The sequence below is a fragment of the Spirochaetota bacterium genome, from assembly GCA_017999915.1.
Lineage (GTDB): Bacteria > Spirochaetota > UBA4802 > UBA4802 > UBA5550 > RBG-16-49-21.
In genome coordinates, this window is the sequence record JAGNKX010000001.1 from 270265 (window position 1) to 295971 (window position 25707).

The following is a 25707-nucleotide window of genomic DNA, read 5'->3' on the forward strand; positions in this document are numbered from 1 at the left end:
GCTGCCTGCCACCTGCCTCATACATGCGGTACCATTCCCGGCGGTCCGGAAAAGACCATTATAGCGGTCCACTGGCCGGTTGTTTTTTTCTCCCGCCTATGATAAGGCGTACTATGACAGTGAGTATGAATATCAGGCATGATGAAATAACTCGGCAGGCAGGATGAGCCGTCTTTGGCGCCGCAGAAAGAAGAAAAAGGTTGCCGGGTTATGCCGTTGTCTTTGGTGACCGCATATCGTGGTGGAACCGGGGGGCTCCCCTTCACCGGTTCCCGCCTCTGTCCTTCCTTCGTCCCGGTCATGAAGCCACCCGGAACAGGCGGGAATGATGTTTGCTTGATTCCAATTCTGTTTACCTGTGACAATCCTTGCAAAATTCAAACAGGGATAGAGAACCAATACAATTTATTATACTTTGAAAACAAGATAATACATTACAAAAAAAATTCAATAAAAAAAAGAAAAAACCGCACCATTCATCATGGCTACAATGGGCGACCGGTACGCCTGTCCGAAAATGATAAAAGGGTTGATGCCGGGACGATTATCGGATCACGGGTAGGGGCGCATGGTATTGAAAATCTGTTTTATGAGCAACCGCTCATTAATCCCAATTGATTAATAAAATTTATATTGATTTTTAAAATCCACCATATTAGCGTGGCAGGCGTGATTAAACATATACAGAGATATACAAAATCGGAGGCTTACCTATGAATAATAACATACATCTGCATCATTAACCGACAATCCCCATACTGGATAAGCTCATGATGCCCCGCCATCGCCATAGTTGCGCCACCATGATTGCGGGAAATCACCGCGTGCAATTTCATTGTCTCCTGGACATCGACATTGCACTGGGTATACCGCTCTATTGCCGCACACAGTCTATGGTGCGGGAATACGATGCGCAGCACCAAAAATATTCACAAACAACAGGGAGAAATCAATGAAGCGTTTCAGAATTCTTGCAACAATAGCGTTTATATTCTGTTGTGCGGTTGCCTTTTCAGAATCGCCGGCGGAAATGGGAACCCGGCTCATGAAGTCGAACGACGACCGCCCCGTCTTCGAAAAAGTCAAGGCCAAGGGAACCCTTATCATTTACGACAGCAGCGGAAAGATCAAGTTCACCAAATCCCTCATCATGGGGACCTATACCGTCGGCATGGGATCTGCGGCGACCTTCGCCGAGAAATATCTCGCCTACATGATGTCCCCCGCCGACGACCAGGGCAACTCCTATCTCATGTACCATTACAAAATACGGGACGACGTCAAATGGGTGTACCTGAAGGGGATCCGCAAGGCCAAGAAAGTCACCGGGGCGGACAAAAAACTGAGCTTTTTCGGCAGCGACTTCACCAACGCCGAGGCGAGCAAGCCGAACTTCCTCGAATGGAACTACAAGTACATTGGAGACGAAAAGGTTGAATTCAAGGGAAAGGTCTTTGACTGCTACATGGTCGAATCGACTCCCAAAACCAAGACCATCATGAGCGACCAGGGATGCGGCCGCAGGGTATCGTTCCTGGAGAAAAAGTCGCTCCTCACGCTGCGGCTCGATCTTTATGATGAAAACATGATAAAAGTCAAGGAACTGAGACTTCTTTCCTTTACGACAAAAAATAATGTCAGGGGCCAAAAAGTTAATTACGAAACCGGACTGGAGATGAAAAATGTCAAGACCGGCTCAAAAAGCCACCTGCTCTTTTCAGATTTAAAAACCGAGGAAGAATCTAACCTGCGGACGGACGTTTTTACCGAGCAATACCTGACGCAGAAATGGTGGTAGGATCGATCCGTACCCGATTAAAAAATGGAGGAATACATGAGATCTTTAATAACGGCGTTTTTCGTCGCTCTCGTTCTCTTTTCAGCAAGCTTATCCCATGGCCAGATAGAGGACCTCTCAGAGGGAAAGGATAAGCATGGTGACACAAAGACACAGGGAGAGAGCGGGAAGGATGTTACCTTTGCACTTCATGGATACGCGCAGGCCAACTTTGTCGTATCGAGAAATGACATGGGGGTCGGCGGCAACCGGTGGATCAACTCAAAATACCAGTTTCCCCGGGTGGGCGCCACGCTTCAGCTGGAGCTGGAAGGAAATGCCTATGATATCGCCCATTTCTTTTCAGCGGTGCAGATTGAATACAACGCGGCAGGGGAAAAGACGAACTTCCCGAAGTTCTATTACCCGAACACTTTTTTACAGTACACCTATTATCAATCCATTGCCGATTTCAAGCGGGATGAGATAAGCAAGGCCCCTACCGTCAACGTCCGTGAAACCTATGTGGACCTGTACGGAAAACACGTAACCTTCAGGGCGGGACAGCAGATCATCTCCTGGGGCGAGATCGAAGGGATCGAGGCGCCGTCGGACGTGGTGATACCGTGGGATTTCACCACCATGAGCAACTATTTTGAATTCTCCCGCATCGGCGTTGTCGCCGCGAATCTCACCTTCCATTTCGCCAATCAGCAGCTTCAGTTCATCTGGATGCCGATATTCCAGCCTGGCAAGCTTCCCGAAGAGTCACTGTACCGGAGGGGCGTCACCAGCATCAAGCGCCCCGCCTTTGAGGTCCGCAACGGGGAATACGCAGTCAGGCTGTCAGGGGGGATCGGAAACCAGTTCCGCTACGGCCTCGGGTTCCTCTACGGCTTTGACGACACGCCGGACACAAAGATCACGATGGTGCCAAGCGTTTTTGCGACGCCCTTCGGCTCCCTCATCGTGCCCCAGGCGGTCTTCACCGAGATGTACTACAACCGGGTCATGGTGCCCACCTTTGACATGAACATCGGCTTCGGCGAAGTGCTGTCGTGGAAGGTTTCGGCCAACGCCAATTTCACCAAGGACTTCTACGGTAAAATGGACCTGGTAAAAAATTCCACGGTCACCTATTTGACCGGTCCGGAATCGTCGAACCTCTTCTGGAAAATCTACGCGGGTATCTACCTGGGCCAGCAGTGGACCATCAACTACACGAAGCCGGCTCCTGATACGGATATGATCAACATGGTCTCGAAAATGCAATTGGGGGCAATGCCCAACGGCCAGATCATCGAAGGCTACGGCCAGCAATATCCCTATAAGTGGATGCTCACGGCCAACCTTCAAAGGAATTTTCTTGAAAGTGATGCCCTTGAAATACAGGCCCGGATTGCCCTGTACGCGGATCCGAAGCTGAGAAAGTGGGATTATGTCATCTATCCCTATATGATGTACAAGTTCACCAACGGGGTCAGCACCGCCCTCGGCTTTGTATTCGCCAAACGGATGGGAGAAAACCGGAACATGATCATTTCAGAAACGCGTTACTCCTTCTGATAATTCACCAGTAACATGCATGACAACACTGTCAAAGACAGCCCCACGGGCTGTCTTTTTTTCGGCATATTCCACCCCCCCCCGAGGCTCCTGCATGTTCGGACATGAAAATCCCGCAATACAATGCGGCGCGGTAATCCGCGGGGCAAAGTGTCCCATGATGCTCTTCGATCTCTCATTGCCGAAGCAGGACCATCGGGCTTTCACGCGGCGCCTTAAAATGCATTATCAAAAAAATATAGTTGTAAAAAATAAGCTGTGCAGAGTTTGATGCCTGAAGGCCCGGGCATTTACCATGGAACAGCTGATAAACGACATAATCACGTATCTTCTCCCCAAAAATGACTTTTTTTTGTACTTGTTTCTCTTCATATGCGCCATCATTGAAAATTTATTACCACCCATTCCGGGCGATACCATTACGGTATTGGGCGCCTTCCTGGTCGGCACCGGGAGGCTTTCATTTCTTCTGGTTTATGCCTCCACCACGATAGGCAGCGTGGCGGGATTCATGATTCTCGTGTTTCTTGGCCGCTTCCTGGAACGCGAATTTTTCATGAAAAAAAATTATCGCTTTTTCCCCGCCTCAAGCATCATTGCGGCTGAACGCTGGTTCGCCCGCTACGGCTATTTTGTGGTCCTGGCGAACAGGTTTCTCCCCGGTGTGAGGTCGGTCATATCGCTGGTATCAGGCATAACCAGGCTGAACATGTTGAAAGTATTGCTCCTTTCCGTGATAAGCGCCGCCGTATGGAACCTGATCTGGATCAAGATCGGCTTTATGCTGGGGAACAACTGGCAGACCGTCAGGGAAAAAGCGGGAAGCCTCATCGAGGGATACAATATCGTTGCAGGAGCCATCATAGCTCTGATCGTAATCTGTTTAATAATATATAAACTCATTAAAAAACGAGGGGATAAGAAAGATACCTCTTCTGAATAAAATAAACATCTTTCGGCACATCCGCTCATTTCTCGTTGACCGACTCCGGGTAAATCGATTCCCTGTGCAGGAATAAACCCCCATTTCTAAAAAATACATCCAAAAAATACTTGTTTTTTTATTATACCCTTTGGTAATTGGTATTAAGTTGAACTTTGCATATAGTATGGACATGCCCATATTAAATTCTGTTAAGCTCGGCCAATCCCTATGGCAAAAATTAAGAAGGCTCTTCTCAGCGTGTCCGATAAATCCGGCATTGTTGAATTTGCCAGGGAGCTCGAAACATACGATGTCCAGTTTATATCGACGGGAGGGACCGCGCGGATACTTCGTCAGAATGGGCTGGAGATTATGGATGTGGCGGATTATACCGGCTATCCCGAGATGATGGACGGCAGAGTAAAGACCCTGCATCCGAAGATACACGGGGGCCTGTTTGGCGTCAGGTCCAATCCCGAACACCTTCATGATATGAATGAATATAACATTGAAGGGATCGACATGATCGTGGTCAACGTGAAGCCGGTGGATTCAGCCATGATCAGCCAGAACAGCACGATTGACGACGCGATGAACAGGATTGATATCGGAGGCATTGCGCTTCTCAGGTCTGCGGCCAAGAATTTTAACAGCGTCACGGCCGTCATTGACTCTGGAGATTACGAGTCGGTAATAGGTGAGATGCGGAACAATAACGGCGCCGTGTCTCCTGAATTGAATCTGCAGCTCGCTATCAAGGTGTTTGAAACGACATCCAGATATGACAGCCTGATTTCCGAGTACTTGCGGCAGAAGGCATTACGCGGTTTTTCAGAAAAAAAATATATTGAGATTCCCCGGTATTAATCAGTCGTGGTATTATAGGCAAACCGGCGAAGACCAATAACAAATATAACAATAATAACAATTTAATCGGAGGTAGTACATGGCTGAAGTTACTCTTAAAGAGATTTATCCAGTGCCCGAAAGTTTCAAGAAAAAGGCATACATCAAAAGCCGCGCTGACTACGAAAAAATGTGGAAAGAGTCCCTTGCTGATTCAGACGCCTTCTGGGCAAAGATAGCCGAGGAGTATGTGACCTGGTTTAAGAAATGGGACAAAGTCAACGGCAGCAATTATGCCAAGGACATGAAAGATTTTAAAATCGAGTGGTACAAGGGCGGCAAGCTGAACGTGTCCTACAACTGCCTTGACAGGCACCTGGAAAAAAGAGGGAACCAGTTGGCCCTCATCTGGGAAGGAAACGATCCCAGCGAAACGAGGAAGTTCACCTACAAACAGCTCCATGAAGAAGTCTGCAAATTCGCCAACGTTCTCAAGAAAAACGGCGTTAAGAAAGGCGACCGTGTCACTTTCTATCTGCCGATGATCCCCGAGCTGATGATCGGTATCCTGGCCTCTTCCCGCATCGGCGCCGTTCACTGCGTCGTATTCGGCGGCTTCTCAGCTGAAGCGCTCCGCGACCGCGTCAACGACAGCGGCTCTGAAGTGCTCGTCTCCTGCGACGGCACCTTCCGCGGCGCCAAGGCCGTTCCCCAGAAAGACAACGCCGACAAGGCCCTGACGGAATGCCCGGGCGTCAAGAACCACATCGTCGTGAAACGGGTCGGCGACCAGATCAAGTGCACATGGAACAGCAAGACCGACAAGTGGTGGCATGAAGAAATGGCTTCTGTCGACGCGAAATGCGAACCGGAACAGATTGAAGCGACAGACCCCCTGTTCATCCTCTACACCTCCGGATCGACCGGAAAGCCGAAAGGCGCCATGCACTCAACCGGCGGATACCTTGTATTCACCGCCTTCACCCACAAGATGATCTTCGACTACCATGACGGCGACATCTACTGGTGTACCGCTGACATCGGCTGGGTAACCGGACACTCCTACATCTGCTACGGTCCTCTCTGCAACGGCGCAACGACCGTCATGTTCGAAGGCGTTCCCAACTATCCGGATCCGGGCCGTTTCTGGGCAGTCGTCGAGAAGCACAAAGTCAACATATTCTACACCGCTCCGACCGCCATCCGCGCCATCGCGAAAGAAGGCGACAGCTGGGTAGACAAGCACAACATCAAGACCCTCCAGCTCCTCGGATCAGTGGGCGAGCCCCTGAACCCGGAAGCATGGAACTGGTACTATCAGAAGATCGGCCGCGGCGAGTGCCCGATCGTCGACACCTGGTGGCAAACCGAGACCGGCGGCATCCTCATCACCCCGCTTCCCGGCGCCATTGACATCAAACCCGCCATGGCTACGGTTCCCTTCTTCGGCGTCGAGCCCAGCATCGTCGACGATGAAGGCAAGGTGCTCGAGGGCGTCTGCACCGGCAACCTTTGCATCAATCGTTCATGGCCTGGCCAGATGATAGGCGTGTACGGAGATCCCAAGCGGATGTTCGACACCTATTTCGCGCAGTTCCCGGGCAAATACTTCACCGGTGACGGCTGCAAACGCGACAAAGACGGCTACTATCAGATCACCGGCCGCGTTGACGACGTTATCAACGTATCCGGACACCGGATGGGCACCGCCGAGGTCGAATCGGCCCTCGTATCCAACAAGAACGTGGCCGAGTCCGCCGTTGTCGGTTATCCGCACCCGATCAAGGGCCAGTCGATCTACGCGTTCGTAACGCTGAAATCCGGCATCGCCAAGACCGATGACCTCAAGAAAGAGCTTATCGCGACCGTCCGCAAGGAGATCGGCCCCATCGCAACACCGGATATCATCCAGTGGGCGGACGTTCTTCCCAAGACCCGTTCCGGCAAGATCATGCGCCGGATCCTCAAGAAGATCGCGGCCAGCGACTTCGACAAGAGCGGCATGGGCGACACCTCGACCCTCGCCGACCCGACCGTCGTCGATACGCTGATCGCGGGCGCCAAGGAAGCTCAGGGCAAGAAGTAAGTCGCTTGTAACGAAAACAGAAAAAGCGGCGATGAAAATCGCCGCTTTTTTTTGCCTTTAGCGCCGGGCAAAATGCACATTATGCATTAATGGACTTGACTTGCCTGTTATAACATTTCTTGATATATACAAAAATGACGATCAATGACAGGTGATTTCACTATGCACAAAGTGTTGGCGCAGATACTGGCGGTTCTAGTGTCATTGGCTGCATCCTGCACACCATCTTCACGGGAGGGAATTGCCGGCGACCCCGTTTCTTCATCAGCATCATCCCAAAAAATGATATTGCAGGAAGACGGCCACTGCCATCAGCGCGAATTCCCGGAAGGAAGTAACTGCTATTTGAGCAGTCTCAGGGAGCAACACTGCAGTGACTGCGGGACAAGGGAAAAGCTCTACGCCCTCGGATACCGGGTCGGCACAGGCCCACGCCCATGGGGATTCAGGCTCGGCATTGTCCGTATTCCCGCCGGCAGGGCTGCCGAATTCGAGGCTTTTGCGACAAGGAATTACCCGGCAAAATGCTCGGGCACCATCATCCTTCCTCCATGCAATCCCGACGCAACGAGCATGAATGTCGACATAATATGGCCTTCCTGGGTCAGATTTGAGCAATAATCAACCAGTCAACCCGACCTGGAAAAACATCTATCTGCTTGACTTTTCGCTGAATGATACATATTTTATGGTGTTGTTCCAGAAACGGAAATTTTCAATCCCCGCGAAAGGCGCCAGTCGCGGATCGAGGTCCCGTCAGCATGAAACATTTCGATACGGCATTGAGAGTCATCATCGCACTGCTGCTGATCGGCGGCTATATCGTCATGGCCGTCTCCAGGGACCTCTTTCTGATCCAGACAGCCTACTGGAAAAGGCTCATGGCTGTGTGCGGCCTGGTTTTCTACATCGTCGCCCTCGGCGCCATCCTGATATCCCACAGGAACAGCGCGCGGCCTCTATGGGAGCTGCCCCTGGCCTTCATGGCTCCCTATCTTCTTTACGCTATCCTCTTTCTCTCCTTTGATCCGTCCTCGAAGGAGCTGTGGCGCTTCACCGGGGCTTTCCAGTTCATATCGATCTCCGGCGGATTTTTCCTGGGCATCGTCCTCTCCCCCCTGATAGCGGTCGCCATCGGGTCATACACCGGCAGGGAGGCCCTCGATTTCACCGTCCTGGGCTTTCGTTTCATCGACAGAATAGGCCTCAGAGCCTTCGGTATCGTGCTGGGCGCGGGCCTCCTGACTGCCCTTATGTACGTTACCTGGCTCCTTGTCGCGGAGATCCGTGAAATCAGCATCATGAAAAAAATCTTTTTTTTCCTGGTCCTCCTTGGCAACACGTCCCTGTTCGCGTACTACTCCTACACGCTGACGAGATTCGGCGCCGGCGTTAAGATGTGATGGCCGCCGTGATGACCGACTATCCGGACATAAGGCATTCCGGCACGAATAAAACCTTTGACAAGGATACGGGCTGGACCGAGACAGCGGTTTCCATCGAGCAGGACGGAGGCGCCGTGACCGTCACAGAGATCACAAACGAAAACGGCGCCGAAATCGCCCGAAAAACCGGCACGGGACTCATCAGCGCGGTCTACCCCGCGTTGCACCTGGTCCGGATAACCATGGAGGACGGGACACGCAGGTATTTCAACACGGCGAAAAATGAATTCGACAATTCGGCTGAGCTCATCTTCAGGCGTTCCTCATTGAAAGGCTTCGATTACAGGAACGTGGACCACCTTCTGATCATACGACGCCATCTCCACGCCATAGCCTCGGTGTTTCTACAGATGCCTCCCCTCGTCGACGATGCCCGCCTGGAATGGTCGCGGAGCGGCCCGGTCGAGGAGGGCCGCCTCGGCGATTTGATGACTATTCGCGCAACCCTTCAGGACGACGGCGCGGGCGCCGACTGGTTCGGCGCCTGGATCACCCTGTGCGGCACCCCTCCGGGCTACAGCGTCCGCACCTATTTCCGCCGCGAGGGTAGCGAGAACTGGGACATCGTCGTCACCTGCCCTCCGGAATGGCATCCGAAGGTGAACGGCGTTATCGACGGTATTTTAAAGAACCATTGAGAGGATTCGACCCATGGATGATCGGCCGCGGCAGATCCCGGTTTCAGAATGCAGGATATGCAAAAACCTGAAAGACCTTGAGACATCGTTCGTGAAGTTCGGCTGGGATGAAGGCAACATGTATCTCCCGGACGCCGCAAAAGAGCTGGTCCCGGCTCAGGACCTCAGGGCGCCGGGCTGTGAAAATCATCACGTCAAACAATGTCCCCTCTGCGGCCGCCTGTACCGATATGACATGACCCATGATTATTATATCAACGGAAGCGAGGACGAAGAGACCCTCAGGCGTCTCACGCCGGAGGAAATACGGCTTTTTCTATTGTCCCGGAAGGAACCATGACCCGGCTGAAATGACAGGAGGTAACGGCAATGACCATCGAACGTCTCATCAAGGTCTTTGACACGAAACGCGACCCCTACATGGAATGGCACGACGGCCCCAGCCTCCAGGAAGTCGACTCTGCCATGGCTGGCCTGGCCCAGGAAGAACGCGTTGCAGCGTCGCGCATCGTGGCGGAGCGCATACGGTGCGGCTATGATCCCTACCTCGGCAGGGCCGCGGAGCTCCTCGGCACGGAGGAATGCCGGAAGGCCCTGGAAGAGGCCCTGGCGTCAGGGCCGGGAACGATCGGCACGGGAAACATCGCCAGGAACATACTGACCATGGGCCGAAGCGATGATGCCGTCGCCGCCCTGCGGTCCATCGTGGCAAACCGGTCCCTCGGATGGTCGGACCGGATCAACGCCCTGGTGAACCTGAAGATCGCCATCGGCGCCTCCGGCGCAGACCGGCCGATATCGGATTTCATAACCCCTGAGTTCGAATCGGTTATATTCGAAGCCGTGACGGACAATGACTACCTGGTGCGCTACCACGCAGCGGAGGCTCTTCTGAAGGCAGCCGGCGATAAAATGGAATTGTCCGCTCACAAGGAACTCTTCGGTTATATCTGCGGAAAACACGCCGTTGACGGCTCGCCCGACAGTGAGGACCGCGAAGGCTTCCTGAGGGCCGCAGAGATGCTGCGAAGGATGTTACGTTAATAATTCATTGTGCAACAGGACGCCTTCACAACCGGCGCCCATCGCCATCCTACTTCTTTTTGCTGAAGTATTCCTGGAAAAGCTCGCGGTTCATGTTCAGGAGGCGGTCCCGTATCTGGGTTATGTTCTCGAAGTTGTAGCTCTGGATGCTGTAGTAGTCCAGGAGCCAGAGGTACTTGGTGATGAGGCGGGGCATTATGTTCGATGCCTCGACCTGGCCCTTGTTCATCTTCTGAAAGGTGAGCTCCAGGTTGTAGATGTCCTTCTGTATCCCTTCCACCTGGTGGGCGCTCAGGTTGCGCTTCACGTAAAACACGTCGTGGATAAAGCCGTAAATAGGGATCCACTCCGCGATATCCTTGAAATCGGCCCGCTCCTTTTTGACGATCTCCACTAGCTCCGTGATCGGCTTCGCCCTGAGCACGGTCAGGTCGATCTCGGCCGGGTCGATGAAGAAAGCCTCGCGGAAGGAGAGAAGGCTCTTTGTCGTGTCCCCTACGTGGAAATAGGCCTCTCCCAGGATCGCCATGAGCCTCGCGTTGCTCTTGTAGGAGCCCTTGGCGTACTCCAGCGTCTCGATGGCGTGCTTGTATTCCTCCAGCCGCAGAAAGCATTCTCCCAGGTTCAGGAGGAACTGGAAATTGCTGGACGTGTCCTGCTGCTCCCTGAAGGCAAACTTGTAATTGTCGGCTGCCTTGAAAAAAATATACCTCATTGCGAACTTGAATGCCGACGAGGAGACCATGTTCTTGCTCTCCGCGTACTCGTTGAACACCTCCCACTGTCCCATCAGGTACTCGGCGGTGTCCTTCCCCTCTTCAAGGGTCTTCATCTCCTTTTCACGGTTGTTCCAGAATTTCGCAACCCGGTACGCTTCGATGAGGCCGGGATAATCAGCGTCGATGTCCATCAGCTCGTCGACTTTGGCGACGGCGGCCGCGAATTCTCCCTTTTCGAGATGCTGATACACTTCGTTGATTCCGTTCAGGATCGGGTCATCGGAAAATGTTAGTTGGCCGTTCTTGTCCATCGTCTCTTATAGCTCTACGAAGTTTCCCCAGTTCCGCTTGTCGCTCTGGTGGGTGAAGATGATCACCTGCCGCCTGTTCGAAATATAGGACACCAGATCCCTGAAGCGATTGCATCGATCATCATCCATAAACTGGAACGGTTCGTCAATCAATAATGGGAGCGCCGTATCCTCGTTTATGAGAAAATCGGAGAGGGTGCATTTGATGGACAGCAGGAGCGCGTGGATGACCGGCGGCGTCATTTCCTCGATCATCTTGTTTTCGGTTATCATCTGAAGCACGGCGGCGTCGTCGATCTTGGTTATGTACTGGTTCCCGGTCAGGTGGTTGAACTTTTCCAGGGTACCGTCCAGCAGCTTCCGCAGCTGCTTTTCCTCGCTGCGCTCGACGGCCCGGGTCAGCATGCGCGTAATGAATTCCATCGAGTTGCGGTTGACCTTCCATTTCTTCAGCGTGCGGTCAATGGCGTTCTTTTCCTCGATGAGGGCGTTCATGGCGCCGCTGTTACCCGATGCCTGGAGAAATTCGCTGTCGATCTGCTGTAAAATCCTCTCCTTGGTCTCTATCTTTTCTTTTATGATGGCCAGCTCCGTGCCGATATTCCGGATCAGATCCTCGATCTTGCTTGTTTCGTTCTCGATATCGTCGACGATATTCAGGGTATCGATGCTGTTGTGAATCTCGTTTTTGATGATCTCCTCTTCCCGTTTCAGTTCGTCCAGCTTTTTCTGTATCTTGACCATGTACTCTTCTTCCTTTAAAGAGCTCTTGATCATCGCCAGGTCTTTTTTCCGCTCCGTGTAATTGACGTAATCTTCGAAATACTGGAGAAGAAGCTCGTAAATTTCAGTGAGCTTGTAGTCTTCCAGCAAGACCTTGCTCTTCTCCATGAGGACCGTGATCCGTTCCTTGAACTGCTTTTTTTCCTCTTCCAGCTTTTCCAATTCCTTGTCGTTCCTGAAAACCAGCATGCTTATGGCGATGGCGGCATTGGCTATCACGGCAGCTCCGAGAATAGCGATCAGCAGATAGAGATCCTTGGCAGGGTTCCCGCCGTTCTTTATCAGGATGCCCGCCAGTGCCGAGAGGGCAACGGCGGAAACGACGACGGCCGTCTTCTTGAGCCTCCTGCGCTTGCGTTCTTTTCTAAAGAAGAAATTATCGATCTTTTCATTGAGATTCCTGACATCGTTGAACACTTCCTGGAGACGGTCAAGGTTCGTGCTGTCGTTTATGTCGATCCCGCTGAACTGCGGGAACATGGCGTCAAGCTCGGTCTTCATTTCTGTCATTGATTCAATCTTTTGCTGCTCCTTCTGGATCTCATCCTTGATGCCCTCGAATTCATCCTTGAGCTCCTCGACCTTGTGCAGGTTCTCGATGATCTTGTTCAGTATCTCCCTCTGGCTGTTGAGTGAATTGAGTGAATTATTCAGCTCATCCACCTCGCTCTGTATCGTGTTTTTCTCCCTCCGCAGCTTGTCATGGCGCGAACCGCTTATGTCCATGATCTGTATCTTCTTCTCAAGGTCCCGCTTGGCGTCCTCCAGGCGTGAAACCTCCGGGGGAAGACCCGGGTTGGCGCGGATGCCGCTCTCGAAGGTATTGATCATATTGAGATAATGATTGTAAAAACCGGTGTTTTCATCAAGGATGATCCGTTTCAACACTGATAGATCGATGGTGCTGTCTTTGGCGATATCGGATGATGCCGGCATGAAGGATGAATTGACAAAGGCGGCGCAGTCGATCCTGTTCAGGAACTGCCGCAACATCCTGCTTTCGAAATCATCATCGCTGAAGCTCTGATTTTTGTTTCCCGCGGTGCCGTCCGACTTCACCTCGGAATAGATTATCTTCTCCGCGTTGTTGTGGATAAACTGTATCCGGTAACTCTTGTCGCTGGTCGTGCAGATGCGGTAGTACCCGTTGTCCGTGAGCGAAAAAAAGAGGTCCAGATACAGGGAGTTCCATACGTCATCCCCCAGGAACTTGCGATCCGTGAACTTGCCCCACATCACATCGATCATGCCGCGCGCCAGGAGACTCTTACCCGAGCCGTTCCTGCCGTAGACGATGTTCAACCGGTCGCTGAAATTGATCACGCGGTTATCGAAGAGCCCGTGTTTGTACACCATGCATTTTATATACTGCACAGCCATTCCTCCAGGTTTGTAAACCCGTCCCGGGTAATTTTGTTCAGTGATGCGGCGAGATCGCTTTTATCTATATCGTGGGGCAGGCCGCCCTGGTCAATCTGCTCCTTGATTATTTTATAGAATTCACCGCGCAGGGAATTCTCATACTGGTACTCCTCGATGAGGGAGTCAATGGTGGGCTCGCTCTTGTCAACAAGGTCCAGCTTGAAAAACTCATTTTTGTATTTCTGGAGCTCATACTGGCGGAGGACAAAATCGCGCTTCCCGGTCATTATGATCTGCTGTATCGTTTTCTTTGACTTGTTGTTTTCCAGCAGCTCCTTGATGGGCCCCATGGTCAACAGGTCGGAGCACGCCACGAGGTTCCGGTACAGCTTCATGGAATTCACGGTGAGACGCTTTATCTGGTAGAGCCTGTTTTCCTTTATGACGATGGAAATGACATAGCGGTCGCCCATCTCGTCGAACGACGTCGCCTCCGGTGTGCCGGGGCATACTCCGATGATCCGGTCCATGATCTTGAACATCTTGAAGCTGTGGCAGAAGCCGAAGGCGTAGAAGTCAAGCCCCAGGGCCTTGATGTCGTTTTTCTGAAGGCGGTATACCAGGAAATCGTTCTTTTCGTTGTCAAAATCAAAATCGACATGGAACAGGCCTATATGGAATCCCTCGTCGGAGATCTTTTTTATCTTCGAGATATCGTACCCCATGGTTCCGGACAGGCCGTACACGTACACCTTCTGTCCGTTCTTCATATACAGGTAGGGAGCCGGGGCCGTGGTGCTCGAAAAAAGGCACGAGGCGTTGAAATCAAGGACGAAGGGCATGACCGTGTCCTTGTTGTTCAGCTCGCCCCTTCCCGGGGTGTACACGATTTCGGTCCCCGCGCTCCGGAGGCCCCTGAACTCGTTCTTGATCAGGTCGATGGTGTCGTTCCCGACGGTCCCGCCGTCGATGAGATCCCCGCCGATGAGGAACAGGTCGTGGCCCCGCGCTATGGCCGCAATGCGCTTGAATGTGTTCACCCGGGCGTAATCGGGAATATGGATCTCATTGTTCCTGATCCCCAGGTGAATATCCGACATGAAAAGAATCTTTATTTCGCTATCCATAGGAACGTTCCATTGAATGGTGGAAAAAATACGCATCAGACGTGCTATCTATATTGTCGTTTAAAAACGCGCAATTCTAAAGTTTTTATATACAAACTAAATATCGACTATCGGACAACCACCTATCGGGTATCTTAATCTCCCGATGTAATCCCCATCCCCTCGGTCCATCTCTATCGAACCTCACCCCGCCTCCGGCGCGCCCTCTCCCATTGAGAATGGATAAAAGGAGAGGGCTCCTCTTCAAATCCCCTTCTCCGTTCTTCTAATTCTCAATGGGAGTAGGGGCTGGGGGATGATGGCATAAAGCATGAACAGAGCATGGGTGAGGTGTAAATTTTTTAATTGACAAATACCCATTCAACGACAAAAAGACTCATCTATATCCCCGGTCGGGTTCATCGCTATCAATGATCCTGACAAGACATAATGTTTGACGGCTTCATAGTAAGCCGATGGCGCTAATACAGGTTCAGAGAGTTATACAATGACAGATAAAGGCACATCCCGCGAAGAGAAATTCAGGTATTTCGGCCATATCGGCCGTATAGCGGTCATATTTTTCATCGGCTTTTCGATCTTTCTGGTCGTTTCAACGATCATGCTGATATTCCTGACCAAACCCGAGCGGGAGGTCATCGTCCCCGACGTTGAAGGCAAACAGTTCACCGAGGTCTACAACAGCCTCATCCGGAAAGGGATCAAGCCGGAAATCAAATTCAAGGACATCGCCGATATCGACGACGGCACGGTCCTCTCCCAGTACCCGAAAAAAGGAAAGGTCGTTCCGGAGAACAGCAGGATCAAGCTGCTGGTGAGCAGGTCGGAATACTACATCGAGGTGCCGGCCCTTGCCGGCAAGGAGCTTCCTCTGGCCCTGAGCACGCTGAGGAACATACATCGCCACGACAAGACCCTGTCCCTCGGCACCGGCGTCATATCCTACATTCCGTCGAATACCACTGCGGACAACATCGTGATAGACCAGAGCCCCCGGCCCGGCGAAAAGGTCACGCCGGACCGGAAGATAAACCTCCTTGTATCGACAGGGAAAATCGCCCCTGACGCGACCATGCCAGGCGTCGTCGGCCAATCCATCGAGCTCTGCTACGATCTCCTTCGCGCCAAGGGGCTCACGGTCACCGAAGAGATCGTGGCGACGGACGACATGGCTAAAAGCGGCCTGGTCGTTTCGCAGACCCCGGCGATGGGAGCCGCTATTCAAAAGGGCGACAACTGCACGGTCCAGGTCAGCCACTGCAAGCTCGAGAAGCACCCCTATGCCGCCTACGAAAAGATAGAATACCAGATACCCAATGACGAAAAGCAGGGTGTCTATGAAGCATATATCGAGGACGGACATTCAAAAAGGATCCGCTTCTCGAAGAAAGCGGGCCCGGGCCAGAAGATATCCTTTGTATTCAGGCGCGAGGGGAACGCGATCATAACGTTCCGCTGCGATAAAAAACAGATAGATGATATGGCCATCAATGTCGATTGACGGAAAAAAAATACTCATTTCCCCCTCCATCATAGCGTCCGACCTGACGACCATGGGCATGCGGGTGAAGACCTTCGACAGCGGTCTCGTGGACCTGCTCCACCTCGACGTGATGGACGGTAACTTTGTCCCCAACCTGACCTTCGGCCCGGGCTACATCAGGGATCTGAAAAAGCAGAGCTCCATCCCCCTGGACGTGCACCTGATGATAGAGCGGCCGGAGCGCTCCATCCAGGAGTATATCGACATTGCTCCCTGGGCCATAACCATCCACTACGAGAGCACGCGCTTCCCTGCAAGGGTCCTCCAGCAGTTACGGAAGGCAGGCATTATAGCGGGTATCGCCGTCAATCCCGCAACGCCGGTGGAATCGATCTTCGACCTGGTCTCCTATGCGGACATGGTCCTCATCATGTCGGTGGATCCCGGCTTCTACGGCCAGGCCTTCATGGAGCCCGCCATCGGCAGGATACAAAAGCTCTCGAAATTTCTCGCCTCGCTACCTGAACGGAAGATGATGATCCAGGTGGACGGCGGCATCGGCCCGGATAACATCGCCCGTGTCGTTTCAGCCGGCGCCACGGTCATCGTCGCCGGCAACTCCGCCTTCAAGGGAGGAGATGTCAATAATAACGTCAGGGAGCTGATCGAACGCGCACATACAGGCTTGTAAATAGACAATAGCATTCATTGTACGATCCGCCCTGTCCTCATCCCTGTCTATAATGTCCCTGTTACGCGGATAGAATTAATTTCAGATAACACCGATGCATCGCTTTGAACGGATCCGATGAGAGAGCACCTTCCTGGTCAGTATAGAGCATGATTCATCGTAGCCCCGACTGGGCCCGTAGACAGGGTATGGGTGGAAATAAACTGATTAATTTCCCCTTTTTGGCTATTTTCTATTGACAAAAAAAGAGGGGTAAAAATAAATAAATTCCTAATCATTACAGGAGGACTGTTGTGACTGTCAAGATACGCTTACAGAGAGTGGGAACGAAAAAGAAGCCATTTTATCGCATCATAGCCGTTGACGGCAGGGAAAAAAGGGACGGCAAGTGCATCGATCAGCTGGGACGCTATCAGCCGATCGTAGAGGGCGAGCAATTCACCATCGACGAGACGAAGTTATTCCACTGGCTTGGAAAAGGCGCGGAACCGACTCATACCATCATGCAACTTTTAAAAAAGAAGGGGTTGTGGCAAAAGTTTAAAAGCGCCAAATAATTCAACAGGAGGCGGAAATGAACTACAAAGAACTCGTTGATTACATGGTGAAGTCCCTTGTTGATCATCCCGACCAGGTGGAAATACGAGAGGTTGAAGGAGAAAAGTCGACAATCCTCGAGCTGCGGGTAACGAAAGAAGATATAGGAAAGGTGATCGGAAAACACGGCAGAATAGCACGGGCGATACGGACCATCATTAACGCTTCCGCGACAAAATCTGGAAAACGGGTGGTGCTGGAAATACTCGATTAATGACAGATGATTATATCCGCATAGCTGTTGTCACCGGGGCCCACGGCCTGAACGGCCGCCTGAAGGTCCTGGTGATCTCTGATATCAGGGAACGTTTTAACGCAGGCAGATCCGTATTCATAAAGACCAAGACCGATATCCGGGAATTCAAGATACTGAATTTTATCGAGCAGAAGGGGAAAACCGGACTCCTGGAGCTCGAGGGCATACATGACCGGGACGCCGTCCAATCGCTGAAAGGCTCGGAAATCTGCATCGATAAGGCCGAAGCCGAACGAACGCGAAGCGACCTGGAAGAGGACAGTTTTTATTATTACGATGTTATCGGATGTTCCGTGTATTACAACGATGCTCCTTTCGGCACCGTGACGGACATCCTTGAAGCCGGGTCAGGAGAAATACTGATCATTTCGAACGAGGCGGGAAGGCAGTTCATGGTCCCCTTCGTGGAATCGATGGTGGACACGACGAACATACGGGACGGAAGACTGGATATTCATCCTGTTGAGGGACTCTTTGAAGTTTAAGATTGTAACCCTGTTCCCCGATTTTTTCTCTTCCCCGCTCCGAACGGGGCTCCTCGGGAAGGCGGTCGCATCGGGGACCATCGGCGTTACGATAACCGATATACGCGATTTTTCGACGGACCGGTACCGCAGCTGCGACGATTATCCCTACGGCGGCGGGTCCGGAATGGTGCTCATGCCGGGCCCCCTGGACGGGGCTATTGAAAGCGTGAAGGAATCGGGCACCAAGGTGGTGCTCACCTCCGCGTCAGGGACGCTTCTCACCCAGGACCTGGTCAAGGAGCTTCACGGGCACCGCGATCTCTGCCTCGTATGCGGCCACTACGAGGGCGTGGACCAGCGGGTGATCGACCGGCACGTTGATTACGAGATCTCCATCGGCGATTACGTACTCTCCGGCGGAGAGTACGCGGCCCTGGCGATCATCGACGCGGTGTCCCGGTACGTGCCGGGTTTCATGTCCAACAGCGGATCCCTGACGGAGGAAAGCTTCGAGCTGGACCTGCTGGAATATCCTCATTACACGCGGCCCGAGGATTTTTCAGGCATGAAGGTGCCGGCGGTGCTGACGGGCGGCAATCACGCGCTGATACGGGAATGGCGGCGCGGTGAAAGCATCGAGAAGACTAAACGGGTTCGTCCGGATCTATACAGGAAACATCTTATCAGAAAAATATCAGGAGAATGAGCGATGGATATCATGCAGGAAATTGAAAAGAAAATAAAGCCGGTTGAAAGGACCATAAACTTCGAAATCGGCGACACGGTTCGCGTCCACTACCGCATCGTTGAGGGAAACCGCGAGCGGATCCAGGTCTACGAGGGGATCGTGATCGCCATTGACAACAAGGGCATGAGCAAGACCTTCACGGTCCGGAAGCTTTCCTTTGACGTGGGCGTCGAGCGTATTTTCCCGGTCTATTCAACGCGGATCGCCAAGATCGATGTGATCCGGAAGGGAAAAACCCGCCGCGCCAAGCTCTACTATTTACGGGAACGGACAGGTAAATCCGCCAAGCTGCGCGAGAAGACGGCAAAGGGCGGCAAGAAGCACTCGGCAGCGGCCACTGACGTTCCGGGAACACACGCCGCTCCGGAGGCAACGGCCGAAGGAACGACCCCGCAGGAATCATAATATCCCGGACGAGGGAACACGGTGGAATCCCTCCACAAAACGTACGGCAAGACTGCAAAAAAAAAGGCGGGCGATGAGTCCGCCTTTTCACATGGACCCACCTTCGCCATTGAAAAAATTCTCCTTGAAGACGGTTTATCCCTCATCGCGGGCGTCGATGAAGTGGGTAGAGGCGCCCTGGCCGGGCCCCTCTGCGTCGGCATGGTCATCTACGACGCAGCCCTCATCCTTTCCGAAGACGGCCCCATCCACGGCATCAATGACTCGAAAAAACTGAGCCCGCGGCAGCGCAGGACCGGCCTTGACCTCATAGGCGCCCGGGCACTCCATACGTCATCCATCCTGGTATCGCACCGCACCGTAGACCGGCTTAATATAAATGGCGCCACTGAATTTGCACTAAACAGGCTTTTAGCGAGTATATCTATCAGGCCTGACATAATTCTCCTGGATGGAAATTTTTCTTTTCATTCCGCGGTTCCCATTCGTTCTATACTTAAAGGCGACGCGAAATCGATATCCATCGCGTCTGCCTCCATTGTGGCGAAAGTACGGCGCGACACGGTCATGGAACGGTTCGATGACATATATCCGGGCTATTCGTTCCGGAGAAACAAGGGCTACGGCACGGTGCAGCATATGGAAGCTCTCTCCGGCCTGGGCCTCTCTCCGATCCACCGGAGAAGCTACGAGCCGGCCCGTACCATGGCGGCATCCATCGGGATTCCCGGATGAGAATTGAATCGACCAGCACCATCAGGGTCTCCGGAAGAAGCGGGACCGTTGACCACCTTGCCGGTCTCCAGAAAGGAGCGGAGATAACCGCGCGGATCGTTGATCGCAAAAGCGGCCGCGATGCGATCCTTGAAATCGGCGGGAAACGGATCCATGCCGAATTTCAGAAGGGGATACCGGCCGGCGCCATGATAACCCTGAAGCTCGATGAGATTAAGGACGGCTCGCTCTTATTCAAGATGGTCGACCCCGGAGGAAGGGACGCCCTGGCGAGGCGCTTTCTTGAGGCGACAATTGCCGACATGGGCCTGATACAGAAGAACATGGGGAGCGCCCTGGCAAAGCACCCGGCGGGGATTTTCGAGTTGAACGCCCTCCTCCTGGGCCTTACGCCCAAGTCGGATAAAAAAGAGGACGGCCTGACCCGTTTCCTCGGCCGGCTTTTGAAGCTGGGCGTTGACAGAGGGGCGGTCACGGACCTGTCCATCCTCCTTTCAGGCGCCCGTTTTGACTCGAAAGCGCTCCACTCTCTTTTTTTGCTGCTCGGTTTTGACGGGGAGCGGATCCGTAAGTGGACCAGGGGAAAACCCGGCAATCATGATTCTATGATCGGCGCCATTATGAACGAGATTGACCGCCTGGAAGAGGGCGAAACAAAAGAAACGGTACTGCGACAACTCATCGGTTATGCGACACAGGCCGCTGAAATGCCGGCCGGGTATGTTACGGGGGAGCTTCCCTTCCATGATGGTGACGACCTGCGTCCGGTGCGCTTCCTGGGAAAGGGTGACGCCTGGGTCTTCAGTGTCGATTTTTCAGGCCTGGGCCGCGTCGAGGTTCTCGCGCGGACCATCGGGGACGAATACCCGGTGACCGTATTCTGCGAAACCAGGGAAGCACTGGAGGCCCTGAAGGGATCAGCCGAGATGCTTGCGAAAAACATGAAAAATATAGGTTCGGGTATTCATGTAAATTTCTACAATACCGATCAGGCCATAAATAAAATAGTTGAAATTTATTCATATTACTCTCTTAATAGTGTATTTGATATACGGGTATAGGATGAAAGACGATAGAGCAGGGGCGGCGCTGGAATATTCCGGTGATGTCCCTAAAATACTCGCCGTTGCCAGGGGGATACTGGTCGAACGTCTGATACAGATCGCCAGGGAGCACAATATTACCATCTATCGCGATTCGGATCTCGTCCAGGTGCTTGCGCAACTACCGGTGGGCAGCGAAATACCGGAAACCTTGTTCAAGGCCGTCTCCGAAGTACTCGCATACTGCTATCGGATCAATTCGGAGTTTAAAGCAAAACTGGACGGCATGGGATTAGTATAATGGCCAAGATGAGAAAAATATCCGTGGAGGAGCTGAGGCCCGGGATGGTGTACGACAAGCCCATCTACGTGGACAGCAACAACATGCTCATCACCGCCAACTCCCCCATCCGTGAAGCAGACATCAAAAAGCTCATGACCTGGGGGATCACCGAAGTCGAGACGTCGGGCATCCTGGTCAAGCGCATGGAAGTGGGCGAAGAAAAAGCCCCTGCCGCCGACAATGGCGGCGCCGCAGAGGCCGCCCCCGCGAAGCCCTCGGACATCGATAATGAAAAGAAAATCGTCAGCGATTACAACGATCTGCTGAAGAAGCGCAAGAGCCTCATCGAAGTGCACAACCGGGCGCGGAACGCCGTTGAAGCCGCCTACAAGGCGGTCCGCAACAACATTCCATTTGAGACGCGCGACCTCGAAGACACGGTCCAGAGCATCATAAAGCTCCTGAAAGACAACAGCAATATTTTTCTATTCCTGTACGGCCTCGACGAGGGCAAGGATTATACCCTGACACATTCGGTCAACGTGACCTTTTACTCCCTGATCATCGGCACCGCCCTGAAGTACAACCCTGTCAAGCTGAACGACCTGGGCCTGGGGACCCTCCTCATCGACGCGGGCATGATCAAGCTCCCGGTGTACATCATCCACAAGCAGTCGAACCTGACGGATCAGGAATTCAACCAGATAAAGACGCACCCCCTCCTCGGCTACAAGGCGCTGAAGGACCTCGGCAAGATCAAGGAGACCTCGGCGATCATATCGCTCCAGCACCATGAGCAGTTCGACGGCAAGGGCTATCCACGGGGTCTCCGGGGCAACGATATAGACGAGTTCGCCCGCATCGCCGCCATCGCCGACAGTTACGAGGCGCAGATATCAAACCGGAGCTACCGGAAAAAGGTCTATTTCTATCACGCGATGCGTAATCTCCTGTCGAGCGGCGTCAACAAGTTCGACCCGGTCATTCTGCGCATATTTCTCTCCCGCATGTCCGTCTACCCCATCGGCTCCCTCGTGGAGCTGAACGACGGCGCCATCGGCATCATCATCGGTTCGGTGCCGGAAAAGCCACTCCGCCCGATCATCAAGGTCATTTTCGACAAGGACCGCCGGCGGATAGAGGACACCACCATCATAAGCCTCCTGACGGAATCCTCGCTCTATATCGTCAGGGCCCTGGACGAGGCCGAAGTGGGCATCAACATCTTCGACGTGCTGTAGGCGGCGGTGCCGGGGAACCTCCATAACCGTAATCTCGGGACCGACGGCGAAGAGCGCGCCGCGGCCTTTCTCGAGGAAAACCGGTTCAGCATCATCGCGCGCAATTACCGCTTCGGCAAATACGGGGAGATCGACATCATCGCCCGCAATGGAGACCTCGTCATCTTCGCTGAAGTTAAAAGCCGGGGCACCGAGCGCTACGGCGGTGCCCTCTATTCCATCAGCTCCAGGAAAAAGAGCTCTCTCAAGACCGCCGCCCGGGCGTTCATCGCAGCGACGCCTGAAGTCAACCTGCCCGCCATCACCTTTCGCTTTGACCTGATATCGATACGGAATGATTCCATTGAATGGATCGAGGACATGTTCCGGTAGGGGGCGCGGCCGCCCGGCCAATCATCCCCTGAGGGTACGGTATTCGCGCACCATCTTCCTGTTGATCATGGTCATGACGAAGGGGAAGAGCCTGTTGATCCACCAGAGCGCTTTCGCGTGAAAGGGGAATATTATCAACGCCCTGTTCCTGGCCACGCCTTTAAGGATGATCTCCGCCGCGCGCTCCGGCGAGATGAGGCGCCGGGGCATCCGCTTCATGTAGGTGTCATGGTCCGTCCCGATGATCTCGAGTGCGTCATAGAAGGAGGTCCTCACGATCCCCGGGCATACCAGGGTCATGCGCACACCCAGGTCCGAGGTCTCGTGGCGCAGTGCCTGGGTGAGGCCCACCACGCCGTACTTGGCCGCGGTGTAGGGCGCGTTGATCGAAAAGGGGGCGAACCCGGCCATGGACGCGATGTTGACGATATGGCCGCTCCCACGGCGCGCCATGACCGCGTAGGCGGCCATGGTGCCGTAAAGCACGCCGAAAAGGTTCACGTCGAAGATCTTCCGCCACTGGGGGATGGTCAGGTCCCGGGCGTCCGCCGAAATGCCGATGCCGGCGTTGTTGAAAAAGAAATCCAGGGACCCGAATTCGACGGCCGCGTCCTCAACGACCCTGAACACGGCGCTTTCATCCGCCACATCGAGGGCCACGGCGCGGGCATGGAATCCCAGGGACGAGATCTCCGAGGCAGTGCGCTCCGCCTCCTCGCCGTTTATATCTGCGACCACGACCCTGGCGCCCAGCGCAGCCAGGCCGCGGCAGAGTGCCCTCCCCATGCCGGAGGCCCCGCCCGTGACAATGGCGACTTTGCCTGTATATGCCTGTACCATATTATTATCAGAACACCTTTGAATGTTCATCAGGAAGGAAAGGCTTTCTTGGCTTTCAATTTAAAAAAACTAGTCAGCTTCAGCATTGTTAAAACCTTCATGATCTCCGGATCGACATGGGTCATGGTGATGGTCCGTTTCGAGCCTGAAAGGTGCTGAACGAACTTTACAAAGGTCGCGATGGCGGTTGAATCAATGGACGTGACCGCATCCATGTTAAATTCGATGTCCTTGGTGCTGGACTCAGCGGCTTTTTTAAGCTTCTCCAGCATGTCCCCGGCATTAACGATGCCGAGATTGGAATCGGTGAAACAGATCTCCAGAACATCACTATCATGTACCTGTATCATGGTGTCCTACACTATCATCCGAGTGATTTTTTTTACCGGTGATATCATATAATCAATATGGATGGAAAATTTTACAACAAAATATTTTTTTCCGCTTCAGCTTCACTGCATTTATTGCGCAAAATATCACGACCGTTAAACAGGGGTCTCTTTCAGCGTTAATAATGATTGACACATCCGGAGAGCATTCTTACCGTTTCGGCCGATCAAGGGAATAAGAGGAATACAACAAATGAATAAAAATGGACTGTTCAATACCGGGAAGATTGGCTCCATCACACTCAGAAACAGGACCATTCGGTCCGCGGGTTTCGAAGGCATGTGCCCCGGCGGCATCCCCTCGGAATCGCTCATCAACTACCATCGCTCCGTGGCAGCCGGCGGGATCGGCATGACCACCGTGGCTTATGTGTCGGTGACCAACGGCGGGCGAACCTTCAGCCACCAGGCGTGGATGCGGCCCGAGGCCGTTCCCCACTTTAAAAAGCTCACCGACGCCGTTCACCGCGAGGGAGCGGCGGCCTCGGTCCAGCTGGGTCACGCAGGCAATATGGGAGACCGCAAGGTTTCCGGTGAGCGGGCGATTTCCCCGTCGGGACGGTTCTGCCTCTTCGGCATCACCCTTCCCAGAAAAATGACCGAATCCGATATCGAGGAAATGGCCCGGGCCCACGGCAGGGCCGCGGCGCTGGCGCGGGAAGCGGGCTTTGACGCGGTGGAGATACACGCGGGCCACGGTTATCTCATAAGCCAGTTCCTTTCGCCCTTTACCAACCACCGCGGGGACAAATTCGGCGGCCCCCTCGAAAACCGCGCACGGTTCCTCAGGATGGTCATGGCGGAGGTGAAAAAGGCGGCGGGAAATAAAATCGCCGTGCTGGTGAAAACGAACCTTGACGACGGCTTTTCGGGCGGGATGGGAGTCGATGAGGGGATCGCCGTGGCGAAAATCCTGGAGGAAGAAGGGGCCGACGCCCTGGTCCTCTCCGGCGGCTTCGTGAGCAAGACCCCCTTTTACATGATGCGCGGCCTTACTCCCCACCGGGAGCTCATCAGCTACCAGTCTGATCCTTTAATAAAGCTGGGAATGATGGCCTTTTCACGCGTCATGATCAAGGACTATCCGTACACCGAGGCCTACTTCCTCGAAGACGCCCTGAAGGTGAGAAAGGCGGTGAAGCTCCCCCTGGTCTATGTTGGCGGCCTCGTATCCCGGAAAAAAATAGAAGAGGTCATGGCACAGGGCTTCGATTACGTGGCCCTGGCCCGGGCCCTGGTGGCCGATCCCGGCTTCGTGAACGAGATTCGCAAGGACCCGGCCCATGTGTCAAAGTGCCTGCGCTGCGGCCCCTGCAACAGCTGCGTGGCCACCATGTACATGGGCGAGATGCGCTGCACCTTCGAGGGGTGAGGATATAGACATTTCATAAATAGTATTTCCCCTCCCTTGATGCCAGGGAATTGGGGAGAGGCAATCATAAGCGGCGTCGCCTTTCAGCGAACAGGCAGCCAGGATGGCTGCCGGAGCCGCTAGGACAGGATGTACTATTTGCGGCGGAGTGAGCGA

At 53.4% G+C, this 25707-nt stretch carries 29 protein-coding genes; 24 read left to right on the forward strand and 5 right to left on the reverse strand.

Annotation, left to right across the window (positions count from 1 at the left end; all coding sequences use genetic code 11):
- The first annotated feature begins 174 nt into the window (after positions 1-174).
- From KA369_01070 to KA369_01120, 11 genes are all read left to right on the forward strand, one after another.
- Positions 175-618, forward strand: a complete 444-nt coding sequence (locus tag KA369_01070; protein ID MBP7734539.1) for a hypothetical protein — start codon at positions 175-177, stop codon at positions 616-618.
- A gap of 334 nt (positions 619-952) precedes the next feature.
- A complete protein-coding gene (locus tag KA369_01075) occupies positions 953-1798 on the forward strand; it encodes an outer membrane lipoprotein-sorting protein (GenBank protein ID MBP7734540.1) in 846 nt (281 codons plus the stop codon).
- 36 nt (positions 1799-1834) lie between these two features.
- On the forward strand, positions 1835-3343 hold the full coding sequence (locus KA369_01080) for a hypothetical protein (GenBank protein MBP7734541.1): 1509 nt from the start codon (positions 1835-1837) through the stop codon (positions 3341-3343).
- Between the two features lie 295 nt (positions 3344-3638).
- Positions 3639-4286, forward strand: coding sequence for a DedA family protein (locus KA369_01085; protein MBP7734542.1), 648 nt, complete (start codon positions 3639-3641; stop codon positions 4284-4286).
- A gap of 210 nt (positions 4287-4496) precedes the next feature.
- Entirely contained in the window at positions 4497-5135 is a 639-nt protein-coding gene (locus KA369_01090; protein ID MBP7734543.1) for an IMP cyclohydrolase, read from the forward strand.
- A gap of 79 nt (positions 5136-5214) precedes the next feature.
- On the forward strand, positions 5215-7200 hold the full coding sequence (gene acs, locus KA369_01095) for an acetate--CoA ligase (protein MBP7734544.1): 1986 nt from the start codon (positions 5215-5217) through the stop codon (positions 7198-7200).
- A 162-nt stretch (positions 7201-7362) separates the two neighbouring features.
- Positions 7363-7821 carry a hypothetical protein gene (locus KA369_01100; protein MBP7734545.1) on the forward strand — a complete coding sequence of 153 codons (459 nt, stop codon included), beginning with the start codon at positions 7363-7365 and terminating at the stop codon, positions 7819-7821.
- A gap of 140 nt (positions 7822-7961) precedes the next feature.
- On the forward strand, positions 7962-8603 hold the full coding sequence (locus tag KA369_01105; GenBank protein ID MBP7734546.1) for a hypothetical protein: 642 nt from the start codon (positions 7962-7964) through the stop codon (positions 8601-8603).
- Positions 8603-9283: a hypothetical protein gene (locus KA369_01110; GenBank protein MBP7734547.1), complete on the forward strand. Its 681-nt coding sequence runs from the start codon at positions 8603-8605 to the stop codon at positions 9281-9283. Before KA369_01105 ends, KA369_01110 begins: the two co-directional genes overlap by 1 nt.
- Positions 9284-9296: 13 nt before the next feature.
- Complete coding sequence (locus KA369_01115; GenBank protein ID MBP7734548.1) at positions 9297-9623, forward strand: hypothetical protein; 327 nt, start codon at positions 9297-9299, stop codon at positions 9621-9623.
- A 29-nt stretch (positions 9624-9652) separates the two neighbouring features.
- Positions 9653-10327 (forward strand): hypothetical protein, encoded by a 675-nt coding sequence (locus tag KA369_01120; protein ID MBP7734549.1) that lies wholly within the window; start codon positions 9653-9655, stop codon positions 10325-10327.
- A gap of 49 nt (positions 10328-10376) precedes the next feature.
- Here the strand turns inward: KA369_01120 and KA369_01125 are convergent, their stop codons facing one another.
- From KA369_01125 to KA369_01135, 3 genes are read right to left on the reverse strand one after another with little or no spacing between them, the layout of a single operon-like run.
- Positions 10377-11357 carry a hypothetical protein gene (locus KA369_01125; GenBank protein ID MBP7734550.1) on the reverse strand — a complete coding sequence of 327 codons (981 nt, stop codon included), beginning with the start codon at positions 11355-11357 and terminating at the stop codon, positions 10377-10379.
- Positions 11358-11363: 6 nt separating this feature from the next.
- Positions 11364-13514: an AAA family ATPase gene (locus KA369_01130; GenBank protein MBP7734551.1), complete on the reverse strand. Its 2151-nt coding sequence runs from the start codon at positions 13512-13514 to the stop codon at positions 11364-11366.
- Positions 13502-14629, reverse strand: a complete 1128-nt coding sequence (locus KA369_01135; GenBank protein ID MBP7734552.1) for a metallophosphoesterase — start codon at positions 14627-14629, stop codon at positions 13502-13504. The genes KA369_01130 and KA369_01135 overlap by 13 nt, the downstream gene beginning before the upstream one ends.
- Positions 14630-15116: 487 nt before the next feature.
- Between KA369_01135 and KA369_01140 the strand changes: the two genes are divergently transcribed.
- The 12 genes from KA369_01140 (at position 15117) to KA369_01195 (ending at position 22950) form a co-directional block, all read left to right on the forward strand.
- Positions 15117-16130 (forward strand): PASTA domain-containing protein, encoded by a 1014-nt coding sequence (locus KA369_01140; protein ID MBP7734553.1) that lies wholly within the window; start codon positions 15117-15119, stop codon positions 16128-16130.
- Complete coding sequence (rpe, locus tag KA369_01145; GenBank protein ID MBP7734554.1) at positions 16120-16803, forward strand: ribulose-phosphate 3-epimerase; 684 nt, start codon at positions 16120-16122, stop codon at positions 16801-16803. The genes KA369_01140 and rpe overlap by 11 nt, the downstream gene beginning before the upstream one ends.
- A 293-nt stretch (positions 16804-17096) precedes the next feature.
- A complete protein-coding gene (rpsP, locus tag KA369_01150; GenBank protein ID MBP7734555.1) occupies positions 17097-17360 on the forward strand; it encodes a 30S ribosomal protein S16 in 264 nt (87 codons plus the stop codon).
- Between the two features lie 17 nt (positions 17361-17377).
- Positions 17378-17614 carry a KH domain-containing protein gene (locus tag KA369_01155; protein MBP7734556.1) on the forward strand — a complete coding sequence of 79 codons (237 nt, stop codon included), beginning with the start codon at positions 17378-17380 and terminating at the stop codon, positions 17612-17614.
- Positions 17614-18141, forward strand: a complete 528-nt coding sequence (gene rimM, locus KA369_01160; GenBank protein MBP7734557.1) for a 16S rRNA processing protein RimM — start codon at positions 17614-17616, stop codon at positions 18139-18141. Before KA369_01155 ends, rimM begins: the two co-directional genes overlap by 1 nt.
- Positions 18131-18829, forward strand: coding sequence for a tRNA (guanosine(37)-N1)-methyltransferase TrmD (trmD, locus tag KA369_01165; GenBank protein MBP7734558.1), 699 nt, complete (start codon positions 18131-18133; stop codon positions 18827-18829). The genes rimM and trmD overlap by 11 nt, the downstream gene beginning before the upstream one ends.
- Before the next feature lie 12 nt (positions 18830-18841).
- Entirely contained in the window at positions 18842-19276 is a 435-nt protein-coding gene (gene rplS / locus KA369_01170) for a 50S ribosomal protein L19 (protein ID MBP7734559.1), read from the forward strand.
- 21 nt (positions 19277-19297) lie between these two features.
- Entirely contained in the window at positions 19298-20011 is a 714-nt protein-coding gene (locus tag KA369_01175) for a ribonuclease HII (GenBank protein ID MBP7734560.1), read from the forward strand.
- Positions 20008-21072 (forward strand): hypothetical protein, encoded by a 1065-nt coding sequence (locus KA369_01180; GenBank protein ID MBP7734561.1) that lies wholly within the window; start codon positions 20008-20010, stop codon positions 21070-21072. Before KA369_01175 ends, KA369_01180 begins: the two co-directional genes overlap by 4 nt.
- A gap of 1 nt (position 21073) precedes the next feature.
- Positions 21074-21355, forward strand: coding sequence for an EscU/YscU/HrcU family type III secretion system export apparatus switch protein (locus KA369_01185; protein ID MBP7734562.1), 282 nt, complete (start codon positions 21074-21076; stop codon positions 21353-21355).
- On the forward strand, positions 21355-22578 hold the full coding sequence (locus tag KA369_01190) for an HD-GYP domain-containing protein (GenBank protein ID MBP7734563.1): 1224 nt from the start codon (positions 21355-21357) through the stop codon (positions 22576-22578). The genes KA369_01185 and KA369_01190 overlap by 1 nt, the downstream gene beginning before the upstream one ends.
- A 6-nt stretch (positions 22579-22584) precedes the next feature.
- A complete protein-coding gene (locus tag KA369_01195) occupies positions 22585-22950 on the forward strand; it encodes a YraN family protein (GenBank protein MBP7734564.1) in 366 nt (121 codons plus the stop codon).
- Between the two features lie 21 nt (positions 22951-22971).
- On the opposite strand, the gene KA369_01200 is transcribed toward KA369_01195, so the two are convergent.
- Together KA369_01200 and KA369_01205 are read right to left on the reverse strand one after the other, a co-directional pair.
- Positions 22972-23790: an SDR family oxidoreductase gene (locus tag KA369_01200; GenBank protein ID MBP7734565.1), complete on the reverse strand. Its 819-nt coding sequence runs from the start codon at positions 23788-23790 to the stop codon at positions 22972-22974.
- Between the two features lie 29 nt (positions 23791-23819).
- Positions 23820-24140, reverse strand: coding sequence for an STAS domain-containing protein (locus KA369_01205; protein ID MBP7734566.1), 321 nt, complete (start codon positions 24138-24140; stop codon positions 23820-23822).
- Between the two features lie 232 nt (positions 24141-24372).
- Here KA369_01205 and KA369_01210 point away from each other — a divergent pair, with 232 nt between their 5' ends.
- The gene (locus KA369_01210; protein ID MBP7734567.1) at positions 24373-25551 is read left to right on the forward strand and encodes an NADH:flavin oxidoreductase; all 1179 of its coding nucleotides are present in this window, start codon (positions 24373-24375) and stop codon (positions 25549-25551) included.
- Positions 25552-25707: the final 156 nt, after the last annotated feature.